Origin of the sequence: Paraburkholderia sp. A1BS-2L (assembly GCF_051125205.1) — a bacterium.
Taxonomy (GTDB): domain Bacteria; phylum Pseudomonadota; class Gammaproteobacteria; order Burkholderiales; family Burkholderiaceae; genus Paraburkholderia.
Window position 1 is genome coordinate 1,783,871 of sequence record NZ_CP120428.1, and the last position, 24,982, is coordinate 1,808,852.

The following is a 24,982-nucleotide window of genomic DNA, read 5'->3' on the forward strand; positions in this document are numbered from 1 at the left end:
CTCCCGAGCACGAGAGGCGGCAAACGCAACGGCAATACAGGCGGCACCTCGCCCGCTGCCGGGCCCGTCGAGACCGGCGACGAAGGCGAAAGCGCGAGCGGGCGCAAACATGGGAGCGCTCGCGAATGAGCAGCACCCCGACGCGCGCACCGGTCTTTGACGCTGCGCGCCTGCGAGGCGACTTCTTTCCCTGGGTGCTCGCGCTCGCGACCGGCCTCGACTACTACGACAACGCCATCTTTTCATTCTTCACGAGCTATATCGCCGGCGGCATCAACGCTTCTCCCGACGAACTCGTCTGGGCGTCCAGCGCTTACGCAGTGTGTGCCGTGCTCGGCATCCTGCAGCAGCAGTGGTGGGTCGAGCGCATCGGCTACCGCCGTTATGTGGGTGGCTGCCTGCTGCTCTACTCGGCGGGCGCGGTGGCGGCAGCGCTTTGCGAATCGTCGATCGAACTCGCCTTCGCGCGCGGTTTCCAGGGCTATTTCATTGGCCCGATGATGGGCACCTGCCGCATCCTCATCCAGATTTCCTTCACGCCGCAGCAGCGTCCCGTGGCGACGCGCGCATTCCTGATCCTGATCGTGCTGTCCAGCGCCCTCGCGCCGCTCGCAGGCGGTTTTCTCGTTTCGCATTTCGACTGGCGCGCCCTCTTCGCGTTTTCCGCGCCCGCCGGCGTGCTCTATGCCGTGCTCGCCCTGCTCGCACTGCCCGACGCCGGCCACGTGCTGCCCGAAGCGCGCGGCGATACGCATTTCTGGCCCTACATCACCTTTGCGCTTGCCCAAGGCGCGCTTCAGATCGCCATGCAGCAGGTGCGCTTCACGCTCTTCAGCACCTCGCCCGGCACCATCTTGCTGAGCGTGGCCGGCATAGCGGCGCTCGCGTGGTTCGCCTGGCATCAGTGGCATCATCCGAAGCCGCTCATGCGACTGCACGCGCTGCGCGAAAAGCCGTTTCGCGTCGGGCTGCTGCTCTACATGATCTATTACTACCAGAGCACGGCGCTCAGCTATCTGGTCTCGCGCTTTCTCGAGGGCGGGCTGAATTATCCGGTGGAAAATGCGGGGCGCCTCACCGGCATCACGTCGCTGATTTCAGCTTCGACGCTGTTCTTCTATTTCCGCTACGCGAAGTTCGTCACGCACAAAAAGTGGATCATCGTGCCGGGCTTCGTGCTAGCGGCGTTCATCTCGTTCTGGATGACACGCCTCACGCCCGACACCAGCGAAAGCTGGCTCGTTTTCCCGCTGCTGCTGCGCGGCCTCCTGCTGCTCTTCATCGTGCTGCCAGTCGCGAACCTGACGTTCCGCATCTTCGACAACGAAGAGTTCACGCACGGATACCGCTTGAAAAACGTCGCCCGTCAGTTGACCATATCGTTCGCGACCGCAACGATTATCATCGTCGAGCAGCACAGGCTGGCGCTGCACCAGGCGCGGCTCGTGGAGTTCGTGAACCCGCTCAACCCGATCTTCCAGAGCACTTACGCCACGCTCTCGCACGCCTTTGAAGCGCTCGGCCGCTCGCCAGTCGAGGCCCATGGGCTCGCGCTCGCGCAGATGAGCCGTCTGGTCGCGCAGCAGGCGAGCTTTCTGAGCTCGCTAGACGGGTTCTATTTCCTGATCGGCGTGGCCGTGTGCGGCGGGATCTTCGCGGCGTGGCAAAAGCAGATCGACTGAACCGAACGACACGTGAACGCACCCCGCATACACCACTGAGCGCACCGAGCGATGCTTTCGAAACTGACCCACTGGTTCGGCGCGCGCCGCCGCGAAAAGGCGCTGCGCACCTACGCGATCGACGACGCGCTCTGGCAGACCACGCTCGCCGGGCTGCCCTTCCTCTCGCACCTCGAAGCCGCCGATCTCGCGCGCCTGCGCGAACTCACGAGCCTCTTTCTCGCGCAAAAGGAATTTTCCACGGCGCACGACCTCGAACTCACCGACCAGATCGCGGTGGCGATCGCGGCTCAGGCGTCGCTGCCGGTGCTCAATCTTTCCCTCGATCTCTACAAGGGCTGGGTCGGCGTCACCGTCTACCCCGGCGAATTCGTGATCCGCAAGACCGTCGAGGACGAGGACGGCGTGGTGCACGAAGTCGAGCACGACGCGAGCGGCGAGGCCTGGGAAGGCGGACCGGTGATCCTCTCATGGGAAGACGCGCAGATGACCGATGGCAGCGATGCCTACAATGTCGTGATCCACGAATTCGCGCACAAGATCGATATGCTCACCGGCGAAGCCGACGGTCATCCGCCCCTTTTTCGCCGCTGGCATGCGCCGCTCGACGGGCAGGCCTGGGCCGATGTGTTCGACAACGCCTACGACCAGTTCTGCGACAAGGTGGATGCCGTGCCCGAACGCCGCTGGTCGCGCTTCGAGCGCGACTCGCTGATCGATCCCTATGCCTCGGACCATCCGTCGGAGTTCTTCGCCGTGTGCAGCGAGGCGCTGTTCGTCAAGCCCAAGGCATTCGAGGCTGAATATCCCGAGCTTTACCGGCTGCTCGCGTGCTATTACCGGCAGGATCCGGCCAAAGTGGGAGCGCTGGCCGCGCTCGCCGCTCCGCCTGCGTGAATCCCACCTCGCGAGCCAGCAAAAATTCGCCAACCGGCTGATTTTCTGGCATAATCGCCGTTTTTCGACCTTGGGCAAGTGGCTCGCGCCTGATTTCAGGCAAAAGCGCCGGTCCTGCATTGGGCAGCCGGGCTCGCGGGTTGGCTACCGCCAGATTTAAGGAAAAACCATGAAAGAAGGCATTCACCCGGATTACCGCGAAGTCCTGTTCATCGACGTTTCGAACGACTTCAAGTTCGTGACCCGCTCGACTATCCAGACGCGCGAAACCGCCGAGTTCAACGGCAAGACCTACCCGCTCGCGAAGATCGAAGTGTCGTCGGAATCGCATCCGTTCTACACGGGCACGCAAAAGATCATGGACACGGCCGGCCGTGTCGAGAAGTTCAACAAGAAGTTCGGCGCGCGCGCCTCGGGCAAGGCTGCAAAGTAAGCTTTCGAAGCGAACTTCGCGTACCGGCTCCAAGCCGGTCCCGCACAAAAGAAGGGCAGCCTGCGCTGCCCTTTTTTATTGCCCGCACGGTGTTCACGCTGGTCCGCGCCGTGACGCTCGCTGGCGCAGGCGGCTAGAATGCCGCATGCTCCCGACCGGCGGCGCACGACGACACGTGCCGTGGCAATTCCCGCAGCCGCCCGAGGCATCGCCCCCTTGACGCCACGGCCGCCATTCGCGCACCCCGCGGTCCGCTTACCCGAATTCCTTCGCATTGCATGAAGCCTGCCATTCGCCTGACCGCCTCCGCCACCAGCGCCCTGCCGCGCTGGCTGCTGCTGACCATCTGCATCATCTTCGCTTCGTTTGGCCTGTTCGGCCGCGACCCGTGGAAGAACGAGGATGCGGCCGGCTTCGGCGTGATGTGGACGATGGCCGGCGGCACCGCGCACGACTGGCTGATGCCGAACCTCGTCGGCAAATACATCACCGCCAATGGCCCGCTTGGCTACTGGCTCGGCGCCATCTGCATCCGCGTGTTCGCCCCTTGGGTGGACGCGAGCAACGCGGCCCGCGTGGCCACCGGCGTGCTGTTCTGCAGCGCGTGTGCCTTCGTCTGGTACGGCGCCTATCTACTCGGCCGGCGCCCTGAAGTGCAGCCGTTCAAATATGCGTTTGGCGGCGAGCCCGAGCCGCGCGACTACGGCCGCACGCTCGGCGACGGCGCCCTGCTCATCCTGCTCGCCTGTTTCGGTCTCGCCGAGCGCGGCCACGAAACCACGCCGCAATTGATGCAGTTCATGGGCATCGCCATGCTGGTGTACGGCCTCGTACGCGCCATCGACAAGCCCATTCAAGGCGCGCTCTGGTGGGGCCTCGCGCTCGGCGTGGTGATGCTTTCGAGCGGGCCCGTGCTGGTGGCCGCACTGCTCATCGGCACGCTCGTCATGCTCGTTTTCGCGCCCGAGACGCGCTCGCGCTGGCTGCTCGTGGCCGGCTTGCCGGTCGCGCTCGTGGTGTCGCTCTCCTGGCCGATCGCCACTCTGCATCTCTACCCCACCGACGGCGTATGGTTCCTCGACCAGTGGGCGCGCACGAGCGTCAATACCTTCGCGGGCCCGCCGGGCTCGGTGCTGCGCTACGCGGCGAAGAACCTGCCGCTCTTCACATGGCCAGCCTGGCCGCTCGCCATCTGGGCCTGGATGAGCTGGGCGGGGCTGCGACGCGCACCGCATGTCGCAATTCCGCTCTCGGTCATCGTGCCGCTGCTGGTCCTCGTGATCGTGCAGAGCCACGAGACCAACCTGCTCTTCATGCTCGTATTGCCCGCACTCTCGGTGCTCGCGACCTTCGCGCTGCCCACGCTCAAGCGCGGAACGATCAACGCAATCGACTGGTTCGCGGTGCTGAGCTTCACGATACTCGGCACCTTCGTGTGGCTCGTCTGGCTCGCCAGCATGACCGGCTTCCCGGCGCCGCTCGCGCGCAACCTCGCGCGCCTCGTGCCCGGTTACGTGCCGCAGTTCAAGATTCTGTCGTTCGTGTGCGCGGTGGCCGTGACCGTGTGCTGGATCACGCTCGCGCACTGGCGCGTCGCGCGGCACCCGAAGGTGCTCTGGCGCAGTGTCGTGCTGTCGAGCGGCGGCACCACGCTGATGTGGGTCCTGCTGATGACGCTCTGGCTGCCGGTCGTCAACTACAGCCGGACCTACAAGGACGTCGCGCAGCAGATCGCCACGCATCTGCCAGACGACTACCAGTGCATTTCACCCGTGCGCCTCGGCGACGCGCAAATCGCCACCTTCGCGTATTTCGGCAAGATGCATTTCTCCTTCAACGACGACTGCGATGTGATCCTGCGCCAGGACACGCAGGATTACGGCGAGCCGAGCCCAATGTCGAACTTCGTGTGGAAGCTCGTCTGGGAAGGCCGCCGCGTGGCCGACCGCGACGAGCGCTTCCGCCTCTACGTGCGCATCGACCGCCCGCAGCCGCCGCTGAAGAAACGCATCTGGCGCAAGCGTCCCGACTGAGGCCCCGGTGACGACGACCTTCGTCGGCGACATCCAGCGCATCGCCGCGCTCGCCTGGCCGGTGCTGGTCGGCCAGCTCGCGATCATCGCGTTCGGGGTGATCGACACCGCGATGGTGGGCCGCTATTCGGCGCTCGATCTCGCGGCGCTGGGGCTGGGTTCGTCGATCTATGTTTCGGTCTATATCGGCCTGACCGGGATACTCACCGCGCTGCAACCCGTCGCCGCACAGCTCTATGGCGCGCGCAAGGACATCGAGATCGGCCTCGAAGTGCGCCAGGCCTTCTGGCTCGCGCTCGCGCTGATGGTGATCGGCTTCGCGATCCTCTATTTTCCCGGCCCGCTGCTGGATCTCGCGCGCCCGCCCGAGGCGCTGCGCGAGCGCACCGTCGCGTATCTAAGGCTGCTTTCGTTCGGACTGCCCGCGAGCCTCGCGTTCCGCATCTACAGCTCGCTCGCCAATGCCGTGAGCCGGCCCCGCCTCGTCATGTTCCTGCAGGTGGCCGCGCTCGCCATCAAGGTGCCGCTGAACACCTGGCTCATTTTCGGCGGCCTCGGTGTGCCCCCGCTGGGCGGCCCGGGCTGTGCGCTCGCGAGCACCGCGATCAACTGGGCACTCGCCGTGTGCGCCGCCATCGCGCTCACGCGCATCGACGTATTCGCGCCCTTCGAAATCTTCAAGCACTTCTGCTGGCCCGAATGGAAGCGTCAGGCCGAACTGCTCAAGCTCGGCATTCCGATGGGGCTCTCGTATCTCATCGAGGTGACGTCGTACACCTTCATGGCCATCTTCATCGCGCGCCTCGGCACGACGACGCTCGCCGGCCATCAGATCGCCGGGAACGTGGGCGCGGTGCTCTACATGACGCCGCTCTCGATCGGCGTGGCGACTTCGACGCTGGTTGCCCAGGCGCTGGGCGGCGCACGCCCCGCCGAAGCGCGCACGCTCGCTCGCCATGGCGTGATGACCGCGGTGGCGATCGCGTGCTGCTACGGTGCGATCGTGCTGGTGCTGCGGCCGCTCCTGATCATGGGCTATACGCCGGACCCGGCAGTCGCCGTGGCGGCGATGCCGCTCGTGGCGATCGTCACGCTTTATCACGTGTTCGACGCCCTGCAGATCACCACAGCATTCGCGCTGCGCGCCTACAAGGTCGCTGTGGTGCCCACGGTGATCTATGCCATTGCACTGTGGGGTGTGGGCCTCGGCGGCGGCTATGCGCTCGGCTTCAACGTGCCCGGCACCCTGCCCGAATGGGCCACAGGCGCGCGCGGCTTCTGGATCGCCAATACCGCCAGCCTCGCGATCGCCGGCATTGGACTCGTGGTCTACCTTTCGCTGGTCAGCAAGTGGCATCCGCGCGCGAAGGTATGAAACCTGCCGCCGGGCAACTGTTGGAGCAGATGCCCGGTCTTGGCAGTTAGTTGCAAATCAACCGGCTTCTTCGCTTGCGAATCCATAACCACGCGCGGCCTCGACGGTCTGCGCGGCGTGATATGACGAACGCACGAGCGGCCCTGCCACCACCTCGCTGAATCCCATCGCGAGCCCTGCCTCGCGCAGCGCCGCAAACGCGTCCGGGTGCACATAGCGACGTACCGGAAGGTGATAGCGCGATGGCGCGAGATACTGCCCAATCGTCAATACTTCCACGCCGTGCTCGCGCAAGTCGTGCATGGTCGCGTGCAGTTCGGCGTCGGTCTCGCCCAGCCCCACCATGAGCCCCGACTTCGTGACCAGCGTCTCATGCGCAGCCTTTGCGCGCGCAAGCAGTTCGAGCGAGCCGCGATAGTCGGCACCGGGCCGCGCCGCCCGGTACAGCGACGGCACGGTCTCGACGTTGTGATTGAACACATCGGGCCAAGCCGCCGAGAGCGCCTCTAGCGCACGATCGATGCGCCCGCGAAAGTCAGGCGTCAGCACCTCGACGCCGATGCCCGGCACGCGATCGCGCACACCGGCGATGCAGCGCGCGAAATGCGCCGCGCCGCCATCGCGCAAGTCGTCCCGGTCCACCGAGGTGATCACCACGTGACGCAGTCCGAGGGCCGCGACGGCCGCCGCGAGGTGCACGGGCTCATCTTCGTCGAGCGGCGCGGGCCGCCCATGCGCAACGTCGCAAAACGGACAGCGCCGCGTGCACAACCCACCCATGATCATGAACGTGGCCGTGCGTTGCGCGAAGCACTCGCCGACGTTCGGGCACATCGCCTCCTCGCACACCGAATGCAAGCGGTGTTCGCGCAGCACAGCGGCCACCTCCGCAACCGTCGTGCTCATGAGCGGACGCGCGCGCAGCCAGGGCGGCTTGGGCAGCGCCGCGCCCTCGTCCGCCGGCACGATCTTCACGGGAATGCGCGCGAGCTTCTCGCGGCTACGCAAGCCATGCTGGCCAAGCGCGGTGTCGCCGGATGCGCCCGGCGATCGAGCGCCCGCGTGCGCCGCTTCAATCGTGACGGCGTTCATGGTCAGCCTCCCGTCTCGAAGAAGGCCTTGAGCACGCGGTTGACCTCCGCGGCGGCCTCCATCTGCACCATGTGCCCCTTGCCCGCGATCACTTCGACGCGCACCCCGGGCGACAAGCCTTGTGCGTGCTTGACCGGAATGATCTGGTCGGTCTCGCCCCAGATCACCAGCACCTTCGGCGCGAGCGTCGAAAGCCGGTCGCGGAACACGCGTCGCTGCGCGCCGCCTTCGAAGGCCTGCGCCGAGATCTTCCTCAGCGCGTCCTGCACCCCTTCGAGCCGCTTGTACTTCACGAGGTCCTCCACGAGCTGGCGCGTGACCAGCGCGGGATCGGCGAACAGCTTCACCACATGCGGCTTGAGCGCGTTGCGGTTTGCCGCCGCGACGAAGCCTTCGATATACGCGTCGTCGATCTCATCTCCGAGCCCCGCGCTTGCGATCAGCGCCAGCGAAGCGACCCGCGCCGGCACGCGCTCAGCCACCGTCATCGCGACAGCGCCGCCTAGCGAATGCCCGACCAGATGCGCACGCCCGATCTTCTGCGCGTCGAAGAAGTCAACCACGCTCTGCGCGAGTTCATCGAGCGCCCCGCTCTCCACCGCCTTGCCCGATTCGCCGTGTCCCGGCAGATCGAGCGCCCACACGGTGCGCGCCGCGGCCAGATCGGCATGATTGAAGAGCCAGTTGTTGAGGTCGCCGCCGAAGCCGTGGATCAGCACGACCGGCGTGCCGTCGCCCTCGCCCAGCTTCAGATAGCGCAGGGTGCGCCCGCCGATCTGCGCCTTCTCCGGCTGCGGGCCGGCATCGGCATCGCCGGCCTTCGCGGGCACGAAATCGCGCTGGAATTCGGCCACCGCCGCATCTATTTCGGCATCCGAATCTTCAACGCCCGCCACCACGCCGAGAAGCGCGCCCACCGGCAAGGTGTCGCCTTCCTGCGCGATCTGCCTCCGCAGCACGCCATCGAATGCGCACTCGACGCCCGACGCGATCTTGTCGGACTCGACGTCGAGCAATTCCTCCCCTTTGGAAACCTTGTCGCCGAGCGACTTGAGCCAGCCATTCACCTGGCCCTGCTCCATCGAAAGGCCCCACTTGGGCATCGTGATCATGTGAATCGGCATGACTTCAGCTCCTTGCCGCGCGCACGGCATCGGCGATCTGCTGCGCCGAGGGAATGTAAAGGTCTTCGAGCGGGGCCGCGAACGGCACCGGTGTATGCGGCGCAGTCACCATGCCGACCGGCGCCTTGAGATCGCAGAATGCCTTGTTCGCCACGAGCGCCGCAATATCGGTCGCGATCGAACAGCGCGGGTTCGCCTCGTCGACGACCACGACGCGGCCTGTGCGGCTCACGCTCTCCAGAATCGTTTCCTCATCGAGTGGCGACGTCGTGCGCAGATCGATCACATCGGCTTCGATGCCGTCTTTCGCGAGTTGTTGCGCCGCATCGAGCGCGTAGTGGACCATGCGCCCATAGGTGACGATGGTGACGTCGTCGCCGTCGCGTGCGATGTTGGCTTCGCCGAACGGAATCGAGTACGACTCTTCCGGCACCTCGCCTTCCATCGTGTAGAGCAGCTTGTGCTCGCAGAAGATCACCGGGTCATTGTCGCGGATGGCCTCGATCATGAGGCCCTTCGCGTCATATGGCGTGGCCGGGCACACGACCTTGAGGCCGGGAATATGGGTGAACAACGACGTGAGCATTTGCGAGTGCTGTGCGGCCGCGCGCAGGCCCGCGCCGTACATCGTGCGGATCACCACTGGCGTGACCGCCTTGCCGCCGAACATGTAGCGGAACTTCGCCGCCTGGTTGAAGATCTGGTCGAAGCACACGCCCATGAAGTCGATGAACATTAACTCCGCCACCGGCCGCATGCCGCATGCCGCCGCGCCCACCGCCGCGCCGATGAAGCCGCCCTCCGAGAGCGGCGTGTCGAGCACGCGCCCCGGAAACTTGCCATAGAGGCCCTTCGTCACGCCGAGCACGCCGCCCCATGCGTCCTGCTCGCCGGGCGAACCCGCGCCGCCCGCGTTGTCCTCGCCCATCACGATCACGCTCTCGTCGCGCGCCATCTCTTGGGCGAGCGCCTCGTTGATCGCCTGCGAATAGGTGATTTTCCGTGCCATTTCCGTCTCCTTGATCTGGAATCCTGATTACATGAGCAAGCCGCGCTCAGGGATAAGACACGTACACGTCGGTGAGCAGCGCTTCGGGGGCCGGTAACGGCGCGGCCTTGGCCTTCGCCACGGCATCGTCGATCAGCGCCTTCACTTCGGCGTCCACCTTGCGCAAGTCGTCGGTGCTTGCGAGCTCCGCGCGCACCACGCGCTCCTCGAAGCGCTTGAGGCAGTCCTTTTCCTCGCGCAGCTTCTGCACCTCGCCAGGTGCGCGATAAGTCTGCGCATCACCTTCGAAGTGGCCAAAATAGCGCGAGAGTTTCATTTCGATGAGCGTCGGGCCGCCACCGTTGCGCGCCCGCGCTACCGCTTCGCCCAGCGCCTCGTGCACCGCAAAGAAGTCGAAGCCATCGACGATCACGCCCGGCATGCCGAAGCCGTTGGCGCGGTCCGCGATGTTGTCCGCCGCGACCGACCACGTGGACGAGGTCGCTTCCGCATAGCCATTGTTCTCGGCGACGAAAATCACGGGCAGACGCCACACCGAAGCGAGATTCATCGACTCGAAGATCACGCCCTGGTTCGAAGCGCCATCGCCGAAAAAGCACACGCCCACGCCGCCGGTTTTCTTTTGCTTCGCGGCGAGCGCCGCCCCGCATGTGAGCGGGCCGCCGGCGCCAACGATGCCGTTCGCGCCCAGCATGCCCTTCGAGAGGTCGGCGATGTGCATCGAGCCGCCCTTGCCGCGGCACGAACCCGTGGCGCGGCCATAGATCTCAGCCATCATCTCGCGCACGTCCACGCCCTTCGCGATGCAATGGCCGTGGCCACGGTGCGTGGTGGCGACGTAATCGTTGTCGTTCAGATGGCTCATGGTGCCGACGGCGGACGCCTCCTCGCCCGCATACAAATGCACGAAGCCCGGGATCTCGCCCGTCGCGAATTCGACGTGCAAGCGCTCCTCGAACTCGCGGATCGTGCGCATCGAGCGATACGCCGCGAGCAACTGCTCCTTGTTCAACGTGACAGACATGGTTGTCTCCTGTCGAATTGTGATGACCACGGTGGTGATGCCTGCTGTTTCCGAAACGAACTGGGTGGCGGAATGACTCCTTGATTGATGAAAGTTCGGGGAAATTCAATAAAGCACGCGCTATCCCGGCGCCACGCGCAACAACTGATGCGAGGCCGCGTAACGCAGGGTGCGTGCAACGTCCACGGTCAACGGCCCATCCCAGTCGAGCGCGATTTCGTAGCGGTCGCCGCGCGCCGGTTCGATCTCGCGCTCGCCGTCGAAGGCGAGCGTGCCGTGATTCGCGTCGAGCGGCAGCGCCATGCCCACTTCGAGCCGTTGGCAGGTGCGCATCGCCAGTCGCTCGATGCGCCCCGGCGCGATGGGCGCGAGGAGCGGCACACCTTCGCCCTCGCCGCCTTGCGTGGAAGCCCGTGCAAAGGTCATATGCAGGCCGTGCGCGGCGTCGCGCCCGACCGGCGCCCATGCACCGCCGATCGACGCGAGCCCGATGCCGTCGGGCGGCGCAAAGGCGAGGAATAACGATTCGATATCCGAACTATCCGAAATCGCACGCGCGCCGATAAATGGCTGACGCGATACGCAGATGTCGACCAGCGCGATCTCCTCGCGCCCGCGATTCGGTCCTTCGACGCACCGCGCGACGAGGCGCTTGTTGCGTGCAAGCGCAGTTTCGGCCGGCACGGCGCCGGTGGCGACGAGCGCGCCCGCGAGACCCGCAACCGTGGCTTCGCGCAACTCGGGAAAAGCGTTGTTGGTGCCGGTCGATAGCGCGAGCAACGGCGTATCGCCACAATGCGCGGCAACCGCGCGATGCGTGCCGTCGCCGCCTAGCACGGCGATCAGTGCGACCCGCTCGCGAACCATATGCACGACGCCCGTATGCGTGTCGGCCACGCTCTCGCTGATCGGCAAATCGACGAACTCCACAGCGGGCCAGCGTTCATGCCGAGCCACGGCCGCATGGGTTTCGAGCGCGCGCAGCACGAGCGCGGCCACGCCGGTGCGGTCACGCAGCGTGAGCACGCGCTCGACGCCCAGCGCGCCAAGCCCCGCGAGCAGACGCACGACCATGTTGGCCTTTTCCGCAGTCGGAAAGACCGAGGCGTGCGTGGTTAGACGGCGGATGTCGCGTCCCGAAGCGGGGTTCGCGATCACGCCTACGGTCACCGGCATCGTCACGAGCGTTGTCTCCTATGTGGAGGCGCATGCAGGCGCCTCTATTGGCGTGATGCTCTGCAAGCGCTGTGCCAACGCGTTCGAATAAGCGCCGATGTCCTGCCGAATGCCGTATTTATTGGCTTTGCGGTCGCGCTGAAGCCCCATCAGCACGATCGTTCACGGCCCGCACGGCGTCTCAGTCGCGACGGGGCGTGCGCGCTCCGCGAGACAAAGGCGGCCTCCGGCGCCCGTGGCAAGACTCGCCCAGCCCCGCACAGCAAGCCTCGAGCCTTGTCTCACGATCGTGTCGCCGTCCCCTGAGACAATTGTCTCGGTCGTCTCGCATGCTGCGCTGCGGTGTGATCGCACGCCGCAGATGTGCTACAAAAAGAGACTCCCGCCGACCTCTCCGAGCGCCGACGCCCTGCATCAGGAATCGCCTGGAATCGCCCATGCCCTACGCACTCGCGCCCACCCGCCACGCCGAACGCGTGCGCGGCGCCGTCGAAGGCCGGCTGCCCGCGCCGAACGACTCGCCGCGCCTCGTCTCGTCCTGGCAGCGCTCGTTCGAGCGTTATCAGCTCGATCCGGGCTCGGTGATCGGTCCGCGCGTGCTGAGCGCAGCCGAGCTGCGCGAAATCCGCGATCGTGAAGAAGCCTTCCTGCGCGCCTCCGGCCAATGCCTCACGCGTCTGCACGAGACCGTGCGCGACGCCGACTATTGCGTCATGCTCACCGACGCGCACGGCGTCACCATCGATTACCGCATCGACCGCGAGCGCCGCAACCACTTCAAGCATGCGGGGCTCTACATCGGCTCGTGCTGGTCGGAGAGCGAGGAAGGCACGTGCGGCATCGCGAGTGTGCTCACCGATCTCGCGCCTATCACGGTGCACAAAACCGACCACTTCCGCGCCGCATTCACGACGCTCACGTGCAGCGCCGCGCCAATCTTCGCGCCGGGCGGCGAGCTGATCGGCGTGCTCGACGCCTCTGCCGTGCAGTCGCCCGACAACCGCGACAGCCAGCGCATCGTCAACCAACTGGTGCGCCAGAGCGCGACGCTCATCGAAGACGGCTATTTCCTGCATCGCACCGCCGCATGCTGGATTCTTTTCGGACACCAGAACCGCAACTACGTCGAGGCTCAGCCCGAGCTGCTGATCGCCTTCGACGAGAACGGCAACGTAGCCGCCGCGAACCGCCGCGCGCGCGAATGCATTCCGGGGCTCGACGGGCCGCGCCATATCGATGAGATCTTCGATTCGTCCCACGTGCAGCTGCGCGATATTGGCCGTATCGAAGCCATTGCGGCGCTGCGCCTGCGTGCAAACGGCGCCATGCTCTACGCGCGCATTCGCGCGCCGCTCGGGCGCACCGGGTTCCCGGGCGCCGCGCGCGCATCATCGCCGGCCGTGCACGGTGCCACGCCGCTGCGCAACGCGCGTGCCGAAGACGCGCGCGACCACGGCGCGCTGGGCCCATTCCTGCGCAGCGCGGATACGCGCGTCGCCGAAAACGCGCGTATCGCACAACGCGTGGCGGGCAAGCGTTTGCCGGTTCTGCTGCTTGGCGAAACGGGTGCGGGCAAGGAAGTGTTCGCGCGGGCGATCCACGACGCGGGGCCGCGCCGCAATCGGCCTTTCGTCGCCGTGAACTGCGGCGCGCTGCCGGAATCGCTGATCGAGAGCGAACTCTTTGGCTACGCGCCGGGCGCGTTCACTGGCGCGCGGCGTCACGGCGCGCGCGGCAAGATCGCCATGGCCGATGGCGGCACGCTCTTTCTCGACGAAATCGGCGACATGCCGCTCGCGCTGCAGACGCGCCTCTTGCGCGTGCTCGCAGAAGGCGAGGTGCTGCCGCTCGGGGGCGAAACGCCCACGCACGTCGACCTCGAAGTCATCTGCGCGACCCACCGCGATCTCGCGCAAATGGCCGCTTCAGGCATGTTTCGCGAAGACCTGTACTACCGGCTCTGCGGCGCGGTACTCGTGTTGCCGCCGCTGCGCGAGCGTCGAGATATCGCGGCACTCATCGAATCGGTGTTCGCAGAAGAGGCGCAGGCGGCCGGCCGCCCGCTCGCGCTCGACGCCAATCTCGCAACGCGGCTTGCGGCGTTCGCCTGGCCCGGCAACCTGCGCCAGTTGCGCAACGCCATGCGCTACGCATGCGCGGTATGCGATACGGTGCGCGTCGAGGCACGACACCTGAGCGGAGACCTCGCGGCGCAACTGGCCGCGACCGTCGACCCCGCCAGCAACAAGGCGAGCATCCTGGCAAACGGCCCGGCAAACAGCGCGGAAAACAGCAGCGACGACGAACGCTCGCGCATCATCGCAGCGCTCACCGCACATCGCTGGCGTCCGAATGCCGCCGCGGCGGCGCTAGGCATATCGCGCGCAACGCTCTATCGGCGCATTGCGAAGCTCGGCATCGTCGGGCCGCATCGCGCCTGAAGCACGCGGCAAGCGCCATCCCGGTCGCCGTCGAATTGCACAGAAGTATTAAATATTGTGCGGCGCGATTGTATTGCCACGAAACCGTGGGTATAAATCGAGCGCGTCCCGTCCACGGATACGCCAACTGCCTTATCCTTGTAGCGCAGCACTACATGCTCGATGCGTCGTCCGTTCCCGGCTAACCGAAATGCCCTCAATGGAGTGATTGCCATGCTCAAGAAGTTAATGATGCTGTTCCTCGCACTGGGTCTGTCGCTGTCTGCCGCACTGGCGGCGGCCGTCGAAGTCAACACCGCTGATCAAGCCACGCTCGAATCCGTCAAGGGCATTGGTCCTGCCCACTCCAAGGCGATCATCGACGAGCGCACCAAGAACGGTCCCTTCAAGGACGCCGACGATCTCGTGAACCGCGTCAAGGGCATCGGTCCGAAGTCGGTGCAGAACCTCGAAGCCGCGGGCCTCACGATCAACGGCTCGTCGGCGCCGCCGGCCGGCAAGAGCGCCACGACGTCCAAGAGCAGCAAGAGCGCCGCTCCCGCTGCAACTGCTGCCGCCGGCACCACGCCCAATCCGATGACGACCTCGCAGACGCCCGCTGCCACGACCGCGCCGCAAGCCGCGTCGGATGCGGGCGCAAGCAAGTCGAAGCACAAGAGCAAGAAAGACAAGGCAGCCGCTGGAGCAAGCGCGCCTGAAGCGGGATCCGCCGCTGCGGCGCCGGGCACTGCCTCGGACACCTCGGCGAAGAAGCCCAGGAAGTCGAAGAAGAGCAAGGCCGCTTCCGACGCGGCTGCTTCGGGTGCATGATTCGCGTACCGGATCTGGATTCCGGGTTTCGGTTTTCCGGCCGCGCCCCCCCGCCGCGGCCATCATTCAGAGAGATTGTCATGAGCCTGCTAGATACACTCGGTTCCCTGCTCGGTTCCTCGTCGCAGCAACAAGGCGGCGGTGGTCAAGCCCAACTCCTCGCCGTCGCGATGGAATTCATCAACAACCAGCCGGGCGGACTGAACGGCCTGATCCAGAAGTTCCAGCAAGGCGGTCTCGGCGATGTCGTGCAGTCGTGGGTCAGCAACGGCGAAAACCAGGCGGTTTCGCCGGATCAACTCCACAACGCACTGGGTTCCGATGTAGTTTCGGGCCTCGCGCAAAAGGTCGGCATGCAGCCCGACCAGGTCAGCGGCCTGCTCGCGCAAGTGCTGCCGCACGTGATCAACGCCGGCACGCCAAACGGTGAAGTGCCGGTCGGCGGCCAGATCAATGCCGAGAGCGTGCTGGGCACCCTGGGTGGCCTCGCTTCGCTGCTTGGCGGCGGGAGCAAGCAGGCATAAGCTGTCGCTCACCACACGGAAAAAAGGGCAACGGAAAAAACTCCGTTGCCCTTTTTGTTTACGGCTGCGCGTGCTTTCCGGCACGCGCTTCGCGCAGAGTGAATCGCGTCTTAGTGCACGACGCGTTCGAACACGAACTTGCCGTCCTCGACATTGACCGGAATCACATCCTTCGGCCCGAACTTGCCCGCGAGAATCAGCTTGGCGACCGGATTTTCGATCTCCTGCTGGATCGCGCGCTTGAGCGGGCGTGCGCCGAACAGCGGGTCGTAACCGACCTCGGCGATCTTGGCGAGCGCCTCGTCCGACACCACCAGTTCCATATCGAGTTTCCCCAGACGCTCCTGCAGGCGCTGCAACTGGATCTTCGCGATCGACTCGATATTCGAGCGGTCGAGCGCATGGAACACCACGACTTCGTCGATCCGGTTCAGGAACTCAGGCCGGAACTGCTGCTTCACTTCATTCCAGACAGCTTCCCTCACCGCTTCCTGCGGCTCGCCCGTCATCGACTGGATGAGGTGCGAGCCGAGGTTCGACGTCATCACGATCACCGTGTTCTTGAAGTCGACGGTACGTCCCTGGCCATCGGTCATGCGCCCATCGTCGAGCACCTGCAGCAGCACGTTGAACACATCCGGATGCGCCTTCTCGACTTCATCGAGCAGGATCACGCTATACGGCTTGCGGCGCACGGCCTCGGTCAGATAGCCGCCCTCCTCGTAGCCCACGTATCCCGGCGGCGCACCGATCAAACGCGCGACGCTGTGCTTCTCCATGAACTCGCTCATGTCGATGCGGATCAGATGATCCTCCGAATCGAACAGAAAGCCAGCGAGCGCCTTGCACACTTCGGTCTTGCCCACGCCCGTCGGTCCGAGGAACAGGAACGAGCCATAAGGCTTGTTCGGGTCCGCAAGACCGGCACGCGAGCGGCGGATCGCATCGGCCACGGCGTTGATCGCCTCGTCCTGACCCACTACGCGCTCATGCAGCTTGTCTTCGATCAGCAGCAGCTTTTCGCGCTCGCCCTGCATCATGCGCGAGACCGGAATGCCCGTCGAACGCGATACGACCTCGGCGATTTCCTCGGCACCCACCTGAGTGCGCAGCAACCGCCGGCGCGCCGGATTGTTCTGCTCGTCCGCCTCGGCCTGCGTGACCTGCTTCAGTTGCGCCTCGAGTTGCGGAAGCTTGCCGTACTGCAATTCGGCAACCTTCTCGAGCTTGCCCTCGCGCTGGAACTTCGTGATCTCAGCACGCACGCGGTCGATCTCTTCCTTGATCTGCGCACTGCCCTGCACCGCCGCTTTCTCGGCAGTCCAAATCTCTTCGAGGTCCTTATATTCGAGGCTCAGGCGGTCGATCTCTTCCTCGATCAGCTGCAGACGCTTTTGCGATGCTTCATCCTTTTCCTTCTTGACGGCTTCGCGCTCGATCTTCAGCTGAATGAGACGACGGTCGAGCTTGTCCATCTCTTCGGGCTTCGAATCGATTTCCATCTTGATCTTCGAAGCGGCTTCGTCGATCAGGTCGATGGCCTTGTCCGGCAAAAAACGATCGGTGATGTAGCGATGCGAGAGCTCCGCCGCCGCGACGATCGCCGGGTCGGTGATTTCCACGCCGTGGTGCAGCTCGTACCTCTCCTGCAGACCGCGCAGGATCGCGATGGTCGCCTCGACTGACGGTTCATCGACGAGCACCTTCTGGAAGCGGCGCTCGAGCGCGGCATCCTTTTCGATGTACTTGCGATATTCGTCGAGCGTGGTCGCGCCGATGCAGTGCAGCTCGCCGCGCGAAAGCGCCGGCTTGAGCATGTTGCCCGCATCCATCGCGCCTTCGGCCTTGCCGGCGCCCACCATCGTATGAATCTCGTCGATGAAAACGATGGTCTGGCCTTCGTCCTTCGCGATGTCGTTGAGCACGGCCTTCAGGCGTTCTTCGAACTCGCCGCGATACTTCGCGCCCGCGAGCAGCGCCGCCATGTCGAGCGAGAGCACGCGCTTGCCCTTGAGCGTCTCAGGCACTTCGCCGTTGACGATGCGCTGCGCGAGGCCTTCGACGATGGCCGTCTTGCCCACGCCCGGCTCGCCGATCAGCACCGGGTTGTTCTTGGTGCGGCGTTGCAGGATCTGGATCGAGCGGCGGATTTCGTCGTCGCGGCCGATCACGGGATCGAGCTTGCCCGCGCGTGCACGCTCGGTCAGGTCGACGGTGTACTTCTTGAGCGCTTCGCGCTGGCTCTCGGCGTCCTGGCTATGGACCTGCGCGCCGCCGCGCACCGCGACGATCGCCGCCTCGAGCGCCTTGCGCGTGAGGCCGTTCTTGCGCGCGATCTGGCCCGCGTCGCCCTTGTCCTCGGCGACCGCCAGCAAGAACATTTCGCTCGCGATATAGGTGTCGTTGAGCTTCTGCGCTTCCTTGTCGGCCTGATTCAGCAGACCCGTGAGCTCGCGGCCGACCTGCACATTGCCGTCGGTGCCCTGCACCTGCGGCAAGCGGTTGATGGCGTCATTGAGCGCGTTCTGCAGTGCCTGAACCTGCACGCCCGCACGCGACATGAGCGAGCGCGCCGAGCCGTCCTGTTGCGCAACGAGCGCAGCCAGCAGGTGGACCGGTTCGATGTATTGATTGTCGTGGCCGACGGCGAGGCTTTGTGCGTCGGAAAGCGCTTCCTGGAACTTGGTGGTGAGTTTATCGACTCTCATTTGAAACGAGACCTCCAGTTTTTTTAACTGTCACCAAATCTGAGGGGTGTTGTGCGGGTTTCAAGCACGCGCCGCGTAATTTTTTCCGATTTTTTTGTCCGGCCTGAGCGAGCGACCGCGCCGGCTTGCGGCGAAACGGCCGGCCGGCGCGGTAGGCCGAGGCGCCTCTGTGAGGATAGACGCTAAGCGAGGGACACGGCGTGCGCGAGCGTCGCAGTCACAGCGTTTCGAGTCTCAATGTGCCTCAATGTGCCTCAGTGGGCCTCAGCGGAGCCCTGATGAGCCTCAGTGCTCGCCCCGCGGCGCATGGCGCGGGGTGCGCGCGCGTGGCAACAGGATAACGGGGGCGAGGCCCAGCAAGCCAGTCAATTCCCCAGCGGGCTGCGCCAGTTCGCCGATGGTATGCCGGTCCAGTTCGGCAAGGAACGCGTCGCGCGCCGCCGCGAGCGCGTGCTTGAGCCGGCATTGCGGCTCAATGACGCAGCTTCGGCGCTCACCGTGCTCGTCCGGGAAGCATCCAACCAGTGCAAAATCGCTCTCGGTCTGCCGCACCACCGCACCGACGCTCAATTCGAGCGAATTCGGCCCGAGCCGCAGGCCGCCGTTACGGCCACGGATGGTATCGACCCAGCCCAGCTCGCCAAGACGCTGCACCACCTTCATCAGATGATTCTTCGAAATGCCGTAGGCATCCGAGATCTCCTGGATGGTCGAAAGCCCGTCGCGACGCAGCGCGAGATAAAGCATCACGCGCAGCGAATAATCGGTGTAGTCGGTCAGTCTCATGGTGCCAGGCTGTTAGTGGGCGCGCGAGCGCGGAAAACCATACGATAACATGCTAGTCGCATGCACTTTTTTGATCGCCTGGGTATTATGAGCGCTTCGATCAGCACTTCGCAAAATCATTCGTTGCGTGGCGGCTCCGCGCCCCGCCCCCGGCTTTCGACATGACGCACTCCGACACCAGCGCCGCGCCCCTGCGGCACACCGCCCCCACCGAAGACAACATCCGCGAGCTCGTCTACGCCTTCTACGAGCGCGTGCGCGCGGACGCCCTGCTCGGCTCTGTTTTCGAGGGCGTGCTCGCTGGCCGCTGGGACGAGCATCTGCCGAAAATGTGCCGTTTCTGGTCAAGCCTCGTGCTCGGCACGAAGACTTACCGCGGCAATGTGCAGCAGGCGCACGACCCCGTGCCGGGCGTCGAGCCCAAGCATTTCAGCCACTGGCTTTATCTGTTTCTCGACACGGTTCAGGCGCGTTACGAACCCGCGGCGGCCGTGCAGTTCATGGAGCCCGCGCTGCGCATCGCGCAAAGTCTGCAACTGAGCCGCTTCGGCTGGGATTACGTAATTCCGTCCGAACAGCAGGCCCTGCTCGATTCGATCGCACCGCGTCGCCGTCCGGCGGAGCATGGCCACGATCTGCCCACTCGCCCGACTGGTGAGCCGTTTCCGGCCAAATTCGTGGGCCGTTCGATGGACGAAGACGAAACCGCTCGCTCCCACTGAACCGCCAGTCATGTGTGTCCGCAGGTAGCTATCCCGCGATCGGCGGCGCGCTCAGGCTTCCTTCGCCGCATTCGTCGACGTCACGCCCCAGCGCGCGAGCGCCTGATCGTCACTCTCGCGTGCATCGACCCAGCGCGCGCCCTCCCCGGTCTCTTCTTTCTTCCAGAAAGGCGCCTCGGATTTCAGGTAATCCATCACGAACTCGCACGAGGCGAACGCATCGCCGCGATGCTTGGAGGTCGTCGCCACCAGCACGATCTGGTCGAGCGGCGCGAGCTTGCCCACCCGATGGATGATCAGCACTTCGATGCCGGGCCAGCGCCGCTGCGCTTCGGCGACGATGCCCTCCAGCGCCTTCTCGGTCATGCCCGGATAATGCTCGAGCTCCATGCCCGCGACCGTGCTGCCGTCATTGATGTCGCGCACGGTCCCGACGAAGCACGCCACCGCGCCAATCGCCGGGTTGCTCGCACGCAGTTGCGCAACTTCGGTCGTCAGGTCGAAATCCCCGGTCTGGACACGTACTGGCATGGCCGCTCTCCTCGTCGTCCTGGTCGTTTTGATGAATCAACCGCCCGTGACAGGCGGGAAAAACGCCACTTCACAGCCATCGGTGATGCGCGTGGCCGGATCGGTCATCACATGGTTGCAGGCCATGCGCAGCGCACGCCCCTCCGCCAGCGTTTCCGCCCAGACGCCGCCGCGCGCGCGCAGCCAGCCGCGCACGTCGCCCACCGTGACGATGCCCTCGGGCAGCGTGACGGCCTCGTCGGCCACACCCAGCGCCTCGCGCACGCTCGCAAAAAATTTCAACTGGATCTTCATCGGATAACACTCAACTCAATACAGCAGTTCGGTGAAAGGAATGAAACGCACGGTCTCGCCCGCGCTGATCGCATGATTCGGCGGATTGTCGATTAAGCCGTCGCCCCATACGGTCGAGGTCAGCACCGCCGAGCTCTGGTTCGCGAACAAGTCGAGGCCGCCCGCCGGATTCACGCGCGCGCGCAGGAATTCGTTGCGGCGATCGGCCTTGGCCTGCGTGAAATCGGCGCGCAGCGAGAGCGCGCGCGGGCTCACGTGGGTCGCGCCGGAAAGGCGCAGCAGGAACGGCCGCACGAACAGCAGGAAGGTGACGAAGCTCGACACCGGATTGCCCGGCAGCCCGATGAAGAACGCCTCATCAGCGGCAGCCTGCGCCCCGCCCCGAGGCCGGCGCACCGCGCCGAACGCCAGCGGCTTGCCCGGTTTCATCGCAATCTGCCACATGTTGATGTGCCCCTCGGCCTCCACCGCCGGCCTCACGTGGTCTTCCTCGCCCACGGACACGCCGCCCGAGGTCAGGATCAGGTCGTGCTTCGCGGCGGCCTCGCGCAGCGTCGCGCGAGTGACGTCGAGCCGGTCCGGCACGATGCCGTAGTCGGTGACTTCGCAGCCCAGGTTGCGCAACAAGCCGGTCAGGGTGAAGCGGTTCGAGTTGTAGATCGCGCCCGGCCTGAGCGGCTCGCCCGGCATGGTCAACTCGTCGCCGGTGAAGAACACCGCTACTTTCACGCGGCGCGTGACCGTGAGCGTCGCACACCCCACTGACGCCGCCAGCCCGAGCGCCGCCGGCGTGAGTCGCGTGCCCGCGGGCAGGATTACCGAGCCCTTCTTGATATCGGCGCCCTGAGCGGTAATCCACTCGCCAGCCTTCGGCGCATGCAGGATCGTCACTTCGCCGTCGGCCGTCTCGGTCTGTTCCTGCATCACCACGGCATCGGCGCCCGGAGGGACCGTCGCGCCCGTGAAAATCCGTGCCGCCGTGCCCGCCGCGAGCGGCTGCGGCGCGTGTCCGGCGGGAATGCGCTGCGAGACCGGCAGACGGCGGCTGCCCTGCGCGAGATCGGCCACGCGTACCGCGTAGCCGTCCATCGCGCTCGTATGCATTGGCGGCACATCGAGCGGCGAGACGACCTCGACCGCCAGCACGCGGTTGAGCGCGTCGAAGGTCGAAAGCGTCTCGGTGGCGCCGCCGTGTGCGGCATCGGTCAGGGGCCGGGCGGCGGCCAGCAAGGTGGCGAGCGCGTCGGCGGTCGAAAGCATCGGCGCGCGCGGCGCAGGCGCGGCTGCAGCGGAGGATGGCGATTGAGGGGTGGACATTGGCGGGGATAGTGGGCTTGACTGGACGCCGCGTGCGGCGCCTTCGACAGAAGTGGTCTGTCGGTATTGTAGCGGCGAGGACGCGGCGTTGCGCCGCTGCGCTTTATGCCACGGATTTGCAGCGCCCTGGCCGCGGGCGCGACCAGGGTTCGCAGGCCCCTCAGCGGGCCATCAAAGCCCCGTGTGAGCGGCGATGTAGTCCTTCACGCGCTGGGCATCGGCCGGCATGACTTCGAAGCGCTGCGGCAGCGCCTCCAGCCCTTCGAACGCCGCCGGACGCTCCGCCTCGCGATCGAGCGCCTCGCGAATCGTCTCGCCGAACTTCACCGGCTGCGCGGTTTCGAGCACGATCATCGGCACGCCCGGCTGCAGGTGCTCGCGCGCGACCTTCACGCCGTCCGCGGTATGCGTGTCGATCATCGTCTGATAGCGCGCGTACACGTCGCGGATCGTGGCGATGCGGTCCTCGTGGCTGCTGCGCCCCGACACGAAGCCGAATTGCTGCACGCGCACAAAGTCGCCGCTGGCCGCGAGATCGAAACCGCCCTTTTCCTCGACGTCGCGGAACAGCTGCGTCACGCGCGCCGGATCGCGGCCGAGCAGGTCGTAGACGAAGCGCTCGAAGTTCGACGCCTTCGAGATGTCCATGCTCGGGCTGGTCGTGTGATACGTCTCGGCCGAGGCTCGCACGCGGTAGACGCCCGTGCGGAAGAACTCGTCGAGCACGTCGTTCTCGTTCGTGGCCACCACGAGCTTCTCGATCGGCAGGCCCATCATGCGCGCGATATGGCCCGCGCAGACGTTGCCGAAGTTGCCCGAAGGCACCGTGAACGAGACGCGCTCGTCGTTGCTCTTCGTGGCCGCGAAGTACCCCGCGAAGTAGTAGACGACCTGGGCCACGACGCGCGCCCAGTTGATGGAGTTGACCGTGCCGATCTTCTGCTGCGCCTTGTACGCGTGATCGTTCGAAACCGCCTTGACGATGTCCTGGCAGTCGTCGAACACGCCTTCCACCGCGAGATTGAAGATGTTCGGATCCTGCAGGCTGAACATCTGCGCGGTCTGGAATGCGCTCATCTTCTTGTGCGGCGAGAGCATGAACACGCGCACGCCCTTCTTGCCGCGCATCGCGTATTCGGCGGCGCTGCCGGTGTCGCCGGAAGTCGCGCCGAGAATGTTCAACTGCTGCCCCGCCTTCGCGAGCGCGTACTCGAACAGGTTGCCGAGCAGCTGCATCGCCATGTCCTTGAACGCGAGCGTCGGGCCGTTCGAGAGTTCGAGCAGCGAAAGCTTTGCGCCGTTTTCCTCGCCGAGCGTGGTGAGCGGCGTGATTTTGCTCGCGTCCTCGCCATGGCGCACGTTGCAGTACGTGGCGGCGGTATAGGTGCGGCGCGTCAGGTCGCGCAGGTCCTCGGCGGGAATGTCGTCGCTGAACTTCGAGAGGATCTCGAACGCGAGGTCCGCGTACGAGAGGCCGCGCCAGCGCGCGAGTTCTTCCTTGCCGATGCGCGGATACTCGGCCGGCAGATACAGGCCGCCGTCGCGTGCGAGGCCGCCCAGCAGGATGTCGGAAAACGAGTGATGTTCGCCGGCACCCGCGCCGCGCGTCGATACGTAATTCATTGCCTTTGCCTTATTCAGCGCTTCAGTTCAGTCCTTCCATGCGCAGCTTCGTCACCGACGACTTCACGGTCGCCAGCTTCTCTACCTGCGCGATCACCGCGTTGACGCGCTTCTCGACCGTCTCGTGCGTGATCAGGATGATGTCGGTTTCCGCCTTGCCCTGCGCGTCGATCTGCTCCGATTCCTTTTGCAGCAGCGCGTCGATCGAAATGCCGCTGTCTGCGAGGATGCGCGTGATGTCGGCCATCACGCCGGTCTGGTCGGCCACGCGCAGGCGCAGGTAGTAGCCGCTCGTGACTTCGTCGATCGGCAGGATCGGCGTGTTCGAAAGGCTGTCCGGCTGGAACGCCAGATGCGGCACACGGTGTTCGGGGTCGGCCGTGTGCAGGCGCGTGACGTCCACCAGATCGGCGACCACGGCCGAAGCCGTCGGCTCCGAGCCCGCGCCCTTGCCGTAGTAGAGCGTCGTGCCCACGGCGTCGCCGTGCACGACAACCGCGTTCATCGCGCCTTCCACGTTCGCGAGCAGGCGCTTGGCCGGGATCAGCGTGGGGTGGGTGCGCAGCTCGATGCCCTTCTCCGTGCGGCGCGCGATGCCCAGCAGCTTGATGCGGTAACCCAGTTCTTCCGCGTACTTGATGTCGATGGCGTCGAGCTTGCTGATGCCTTCCACGTAGGCCTTGTCGAACTGCACGGGCACGCCGAACGCGATCGCGCTCATGATCGTGGCCTTGTGCGCGGCGTCCACGCCTTCGATGTCGAAGGTCGGATCGGCTTCGGCGTAGCCCAGCTCCTGCGCGCCCTTCAGTGCGGTCGCGAAGTCGAGGCCGCGCTCGCGCATTTCCGAAAGGATGTAGTTCGTGGTGCCGTTGATGATGCCCGCGATGTACTCGATGCGGTTGGCCGTGAGACCTTCGCGCAGCGCCTTGATGATGGGGATGCCGCCCGCGACCGCCGCCTCGAACGCGACCATCACGCCCTTGGCGCGCGCCGCTTCGAAGATCTCGGTGCCGTGAACCGCCAGCAGCGCCTTGTTCGCGGTGACCACGTGCTTGCCGTTGGCAATGGCGCGCAGCACGAGATCCTTCGCGACGCCCGTGCCGCCGATCATTTCGGCGACGATCGAGATCGACGGGTCATCGACGACCGCGTTGAAATCGCTCGTCAGCTCGACCGTGCCGGCTTCGTCGCCGAGCGCCGCCGTGGCCTTGGCCGGGTTGCGCACGGCGATGCGCGCAACCTCGATGCCGCGGCCCGCGCGGCGTTTAATTTCTTCCTGGTTGCGGCGCAGTACCGTGAAGGTGCCGCTGCCTACCGTGCCGAAGCCCAAGAGACCTACTTTGATCGGTTCCATGCAGCGTGTGTTCGTCTAAGTGTTTAA

The 24,982-nt window shown here is 65.4% G+C and carries 21 protein-coding genes; 9 read left to right on the forward strand and 12 right to left on the reverse strand.

Translation table 11 applies throughout. The features are described 5' to 3' along the window. The first annotated feature begins 125 nt into the window (after nucleotides 1-125). From P5W98_RS07980 to P5W98_RS08000, 5 genes are all read left to right on the forward strand, one after another. On the forward strand, nucleotides 126-1,682 hold the full coding sequence (locus P5W98_RS07980; RefSeq protein WP_434718049.1) for an MFS transporter: 1,557 nt from the start codon (nucleotides 126-128) through the stop codon (nucleotides 1,680-1,682). 51 nt (nucleotides 1,683-1,733) lie between these two features. Then, a complete protein-coding gene (locus P5W98_RS07985) occupies nucleotides 1,734-2,579 on the forward strand; it encodes a M90 family metallopeptidase (RefSeq protein WP_421024068.1) in 846 nt (281 codons plus the stop codon). Between the two features lie 169 nt (nucleotides 2,580-2,748). Further along, entirely contained in the window at nucleotides 2,749-3,012 is a 264-nt protein-coding gene (locus P5W98_RS07990) for a type B 50S ribosomal protein L31 (protein WP_035526223.1), read from the forward strand. A 278-nt stretch (nucleotides 3,013-3,290) separates the two neighbouring features. Further along, nucleotides 3,291-5,045 carry an ArnT family glycosyltransferase gene (locus tag P5W98_RS07995; protein WP_421024069.1) on the forward strand — a complete coding sequence of 585 codons (1,755 nt, stop codon included), beginning with the start codon at nucleotides 3,291-3,293 and terminating at the stop codon, nucleotides 5,043-5,045. A gap of 7 nt (nucleotides 5,046-5,052) precedes the next feature. Continuing rightward, nucleotides 5,053-6,420, forward strand: coding sequence for an MATE family efflux transporter (locus P5W98_RS08000; RefSeq protein WP_421079539.1), 1,368 nt, complete (start codon nucleotides 5,053-5,055; stop codon nucleotides 6,418-6,420). A 57-nt stretch (nucleotides 6,421-6,477) separates the two neighbouring features. Here P5W98_RS08000 and lipA read toward each other — a convergent pair whose 3' ends face one another. The 5 genes from lipA to P5W98_RS08025 form a co-directional block, all read right to left on the reverse strand. Then, entirely contained in the window at nucleotides 6,478-7,512 is a 1,035-nt protein-coding gene (gene lipA / locus P5W98_RS08005; protein WP_421079540.1) for a lipoyl synthase, read from the reverse strand. Nucleotides 7,513-7,514: 2 nt separating this feature from the next. Continuing rightward, nucleotides 7,515-8,636, reverse strand: a complete 1,122-nt coding sequence (locus tag P5W98_RS08010; protein WP_434718050.1) for an acetoin dehydrogenase dihydrolipoyllysine-residue acetyltransferase subunit — start codon at nucleotides 8,634-8,636, stop codon at nucleotides 7,515-7,517. Nucleotides 8,637-8,640: 4 nt separating this feature from the next. Further along, complete coding sequence (locus tag P5W98_RS08015; RefSeq protein ID WP_421024073.1) at nucleotides 8,641-9,645, reverse strand: alpha-ketoacid dehydrogenase subunit beta; 1,005 nt, start codon at nucleotides 9,643-9,645, stop codon at nucleotides 8,641-8,643. 46 nt (nucleotides 9,646-9,691) lie between these two features. Beyond that, nucleotides 9,692-10,669, reverse strand: coding sequence for a thiamine pyrophosphate-dependent dehydrogenase E1 component subunit alpha (locus P5W98_RS08020; RefSeq protein WP_421024074.1), 978 nt, complete (start codon nucleotides 10,667-10,669; stop codon nucleotides 9,692-9,694). Between the two features lie 120 nt (nucleotides 10,670-10,789). Beyond that, nucleotides 10,790-11,851 (reverse strand): ATP-NAD kinase family protein, encoded by a 1,062-nt coding sequence (locus P5W98_RS08025; protein WP_421024075.1) that lies wholly within the window; start codon nucleotides 11,849-11,851, stop codon nucleotides 10,790-10,792. A gap of 431 nt (nucleotides 11,852-12,282) precedes the next feature. Between P5W98_RS08025 and P5W98_RS08030 the strand changes: the two genes are divergently transcribed. The 3 genes from P5W98_RS08030 to P5W98_RS08040 all read left to right on the forward strand — a co-directional run bounded on the left by P5W98_RS08030 (nucleotide 12,283) and on the right by P5W98_RS08040 (nucleotide 15,620). After that, nucleotides 12,283-14,286: a sigma-54-dependent Fis family transcriptional regulator gene (locus P5W98_RS08030; protein ID WP_421024076.1), complete on the forward strand. Its 2,004-nt coding sequence runs from the start codon at nucleotides 12,283-12,285 to the stop codon at nucleotides 14,284-14,286. A gap of 213 nt (nucleotides 14,287-14,499) precedes the next feature. After that, entirely contained in the window at nucleotides 14,500-15,096 is a 597-nt protein-coding gene (locus P5W98_RS08035; RefSeq protein ID WP_421024077.1) for a ComEA family DNA-binding protein, read from the forward strand. A gap of 80 nt (nucleotides 15,097-15,176) precedes the next feature. Continuing rightward, on the forward strand, nucleotides 15,177-15,620 hold the full coding sequence (locus P5W98_RS08040; protein WP_421024078.1) for a YidB family protein: 444 nt from the start codon (nucleotides 15,177-15,179) through the stop codon (nucleotides 15,618-15,620). Nucleotides 15,621-15,730: 110 nt separating this feature from the next. Here the strand turns inward: P5W98_RS08040 and clpB are convergent, their stop codons facing one another. Together clpB and P5W98_RS08050 are read right to left on the reverse strand one after the other, a co-directional pair. Beyond that, nucleotides 15,731-18,328 (reverse strand): ATP-dependent chaperone ClpB, encoded by a 2,598-nt coding sequence (clpB, locus tag P5W98_RS08045; protein WP_434718051.1) that lies wholly within the window; start codon nucleotides 18,326-18,328, stop codon nucleotides 15,731-15,733. A 285-nt stretch (nucleotides 18,329-18,613) separates the two neighbouring features. Then, nucleotides 18,614-19,114, reverse strand: a complete 501-nt coding sequence (locus P5W98_RS08050; RefSeq protein ID WP_434718052.1) for an Rrf2 family transcriptional regulator — start codon at nucleotides 19,112-19,114, stop codon at nucleotides 18,614-18,616. A 161-nt stretch (nucleotides 19,115-19,275) separates the two neighbouring features. On the opposite strand from P5W98_RS08050, the gene P5W98_RS08055 reads away from it, so the two are divergent. Next, nucleotides 19,276-19,836 carry a group III truncated hemoglobin gene (locus P5W98_RS08055; protein WP_434718053.1) on the forward strand — a complete coding sequence of 187 codons (561 nt, stop codon included), beginning with the start codon at nucleotides 19,276-19,278 and terminating at the stop codon, nucleotides 19,834-19,836. A 51-nt stretch (nucleotides 19,837-19,887) separates the two neighbouring features. Here P5W98_RS08055 and P5W98_RS08060 read toward each other — a convergent pair whose 3' ends face one another. The 5 genes from P5W98_RS08060 to P5W98_RS08080 all read right to left on the reverse strand — a co-directional run bounded on the left by P5W98_RS08060 (nucleotide 19,888) and on the right by P5W98_RS08080 (nucleotide 24,955). Further along, nucleotides 19,888-20,367 carry a molybdenum cofactor biosynthesis protein MoaE gene (locus P5W98_RS08060; RefSeq protein WP_421043700.1) on the reverse strand — a complete coding sequence of 160 codons (480 nt, stop codon included), beginning with the start codon at nucleotides 20,365-20,367 and terminating at the stop codon, nucleotides 19,888-19,890. Nucleotides 20,368-20,403: 36 nt separating this feature from the next. Further along, the gene (gene moaD / locus P5W98_RS08065) at nucleotides 20,404-20,661 is read right to left on the reverse strand and encodes a molybdopterin converting factor subunit 1 (protein WP_421024083.1); all 258 of its coding nucleotides are present in this window, start codon (nucleotides 20,659-20,661) and stop codon (nucleotides 20,404-20,406) included. A 15-nt stretch (nucleotides 20,662-20,676) separates the two neighbouring features. Then, nucleotides 20,677-21,921: a molybdopterin molybdotransferase MoeA gene (locus P5W98_RS08070; RefSeq protein ID WP_421024084.1), complete on the reverse strand. Its 1,245-nt coding sequence runs from the start codon at nucleotides 21,919-21,921 to the stop codon at nucleotides 20,677-20,679. 228 nt (nucleotides 21,922-22,149) lie between these two features. Next, on the reverse strand, nucleotides 22,150-23,601 hold the full coding sequence (gene thrC / locus P5W98_RS08075; RefSeq protein ID WP_421024085.1) for a threonine synthase: 1,452 nt from the start codon (nucleotides 23,599-23,601) through the stop codon (nucleotides 22,150-22,152). A 22-nt stretch (nucleotides 23,602-23,623) separates the two neighbouring features. Then, complete coding sequence (locus P5W98_RS08080) at nucleotides 23,624-24,955, reverse strand: homoserine dehydrogenase (protein WP_421024086.1); 1,332 nt, start codon at nucleotides 24,953-24,955, stop codon at nucleotides 23,624-23,626. Between the last annotated feature and the right edge of the window lie 27 nt (nucleotides 24,956-24,982).

Bases quoted from the DNA above. Each gene is read 5' to 3' on its own strand.
- P5W98_RS07980 (WP_434718049.1), top strand. From the start codon at position 126: ATGAGCAGCACCCCGACGCGCGCACCGGTCTTTGACGCTGCGCGCCTG.
- P5W98_RS07985 (WP_421024068.1), top strand. From the start codon at position 1,734: ATGCTTTCGAAACTGACCCACTGGTTCGGCGCGCGCCGCCGCGAAAAG.
- P5W98_RS07990 (WP_035526223.1), top strand. From the start codon at position 2,749: ATGAAAGAAGGCATTCACCCGGATTACCGCGAAGTCCTGTTCATCGAC.
- P5W98_RS07995 (WP_421024069.1), top strand. From the start codon at position 3,291: ATGAAGCCTGCCATTCGCCTGACCGCCTCCGCCACCAGCGCCCTGCCG.
- lipA (WP_421079540.1), bottom strand. From the start codon at position 7,512: ATGAACGCCGTCACGATTGAAGCGGCGCACGCGGGCGCTCGATCGCCG.
- P5W98_RS08010 (WP_434718050.1), bottom strand. From the start codon at position 8,636: ATGCCGATTCACATGATCACGATGCCCAAGTGGGGCCTTTCGATGGAG.
- P5W98_RS08015 (WP_421024073.1), bottom strand. From the start codon at position 9,645: ATGGCACGGAAAATCACCTATTCGCAGGCGATCAACGAGGCGCTCGCC.
- P5W98_RS08020 (WP_421024074.1), bottom strand. From the start codon at position 10,669: ATGTCTGTCACGTTGAACAAGGAGCAGTTGCTCGCGGCGTATCGCTCG.
- P5W98_RS08030 (WP_421024076.1), top strand. From the start codon at position 12,283: ATGCCCTACGCACTCGCGCCCACCCGCCACGCCGAACGCGTGCGCGGC.
- P5W98_RS08035 (WP_421024077.1), top strand. From the start codon at position 14,500: ATGCTCAAGAAGTTAATGATGCTGTTCCTCGCACTGGGTCTGTCGCTG.
- P5W98_RS08040 (WP_421024078.1), top strand. From the start codon at position 15,177: ATGAGCCTGCTAGATACACTCGGTTCCCTGCTCGGTTCCTCGTCGCAG.
- clpB (WP_434718051.1), bottom strand. From the start codon at position 18,328: ATGAGAGTCGATAAACTCACCACCAAGTTCCAGGAAGCGCTTTCCGAC.
- P5W98_RS08050 (WP_434718052.1), bottom strand. From the start codon at position 19,114: ATGAGACTGACCGACTACACCGATTATTCGCTGCGCGTGATGCTTTAT.
- P5W98_RS08055 (WP_434718053.1), top strand. From the start codon at position 19,276: ATGACGCACTCCGACACCAGCGCCGCGCCCCTGCGGCACACCGCCCCC.
- P5W98_RS08060 (WP_421043700.1), bottom strand. From the start codon at position 20,367: ATGCCAGTACGTGTCCAGACCGGGGATTTCGACCTGACGACCGAAGTT.
- moaD (WP_421024083.1), bottom strand. From the start codon at position 20,661: ATGAAGATCCAGTTGAAATTTTTTGCGAGCGTGCGCGAGGCGCTGGGT.
- P5W98_RS08070 (WP_421024084.1), bottom strand. From the start codon at position 21,921: ATGCTTTCGACCGCCGACGCGCTCGCCACCTTGCTGGCCGCCGCCCGG.
- thrC (WP_421024085.1), bottom strand. From the start codon at position 23,601: ATGAATTACGTATCGACGCGCGGCGCGGGTGCCGGCGAACATCACTCG.
- P5W98_RS08080 (WP_421024086.1), bottom strand. From the start codon at position 24,955: ATGGAACCGATCAAAGTAGGTCTCTTGGGCTTCGGCACGGTAGGCAGC.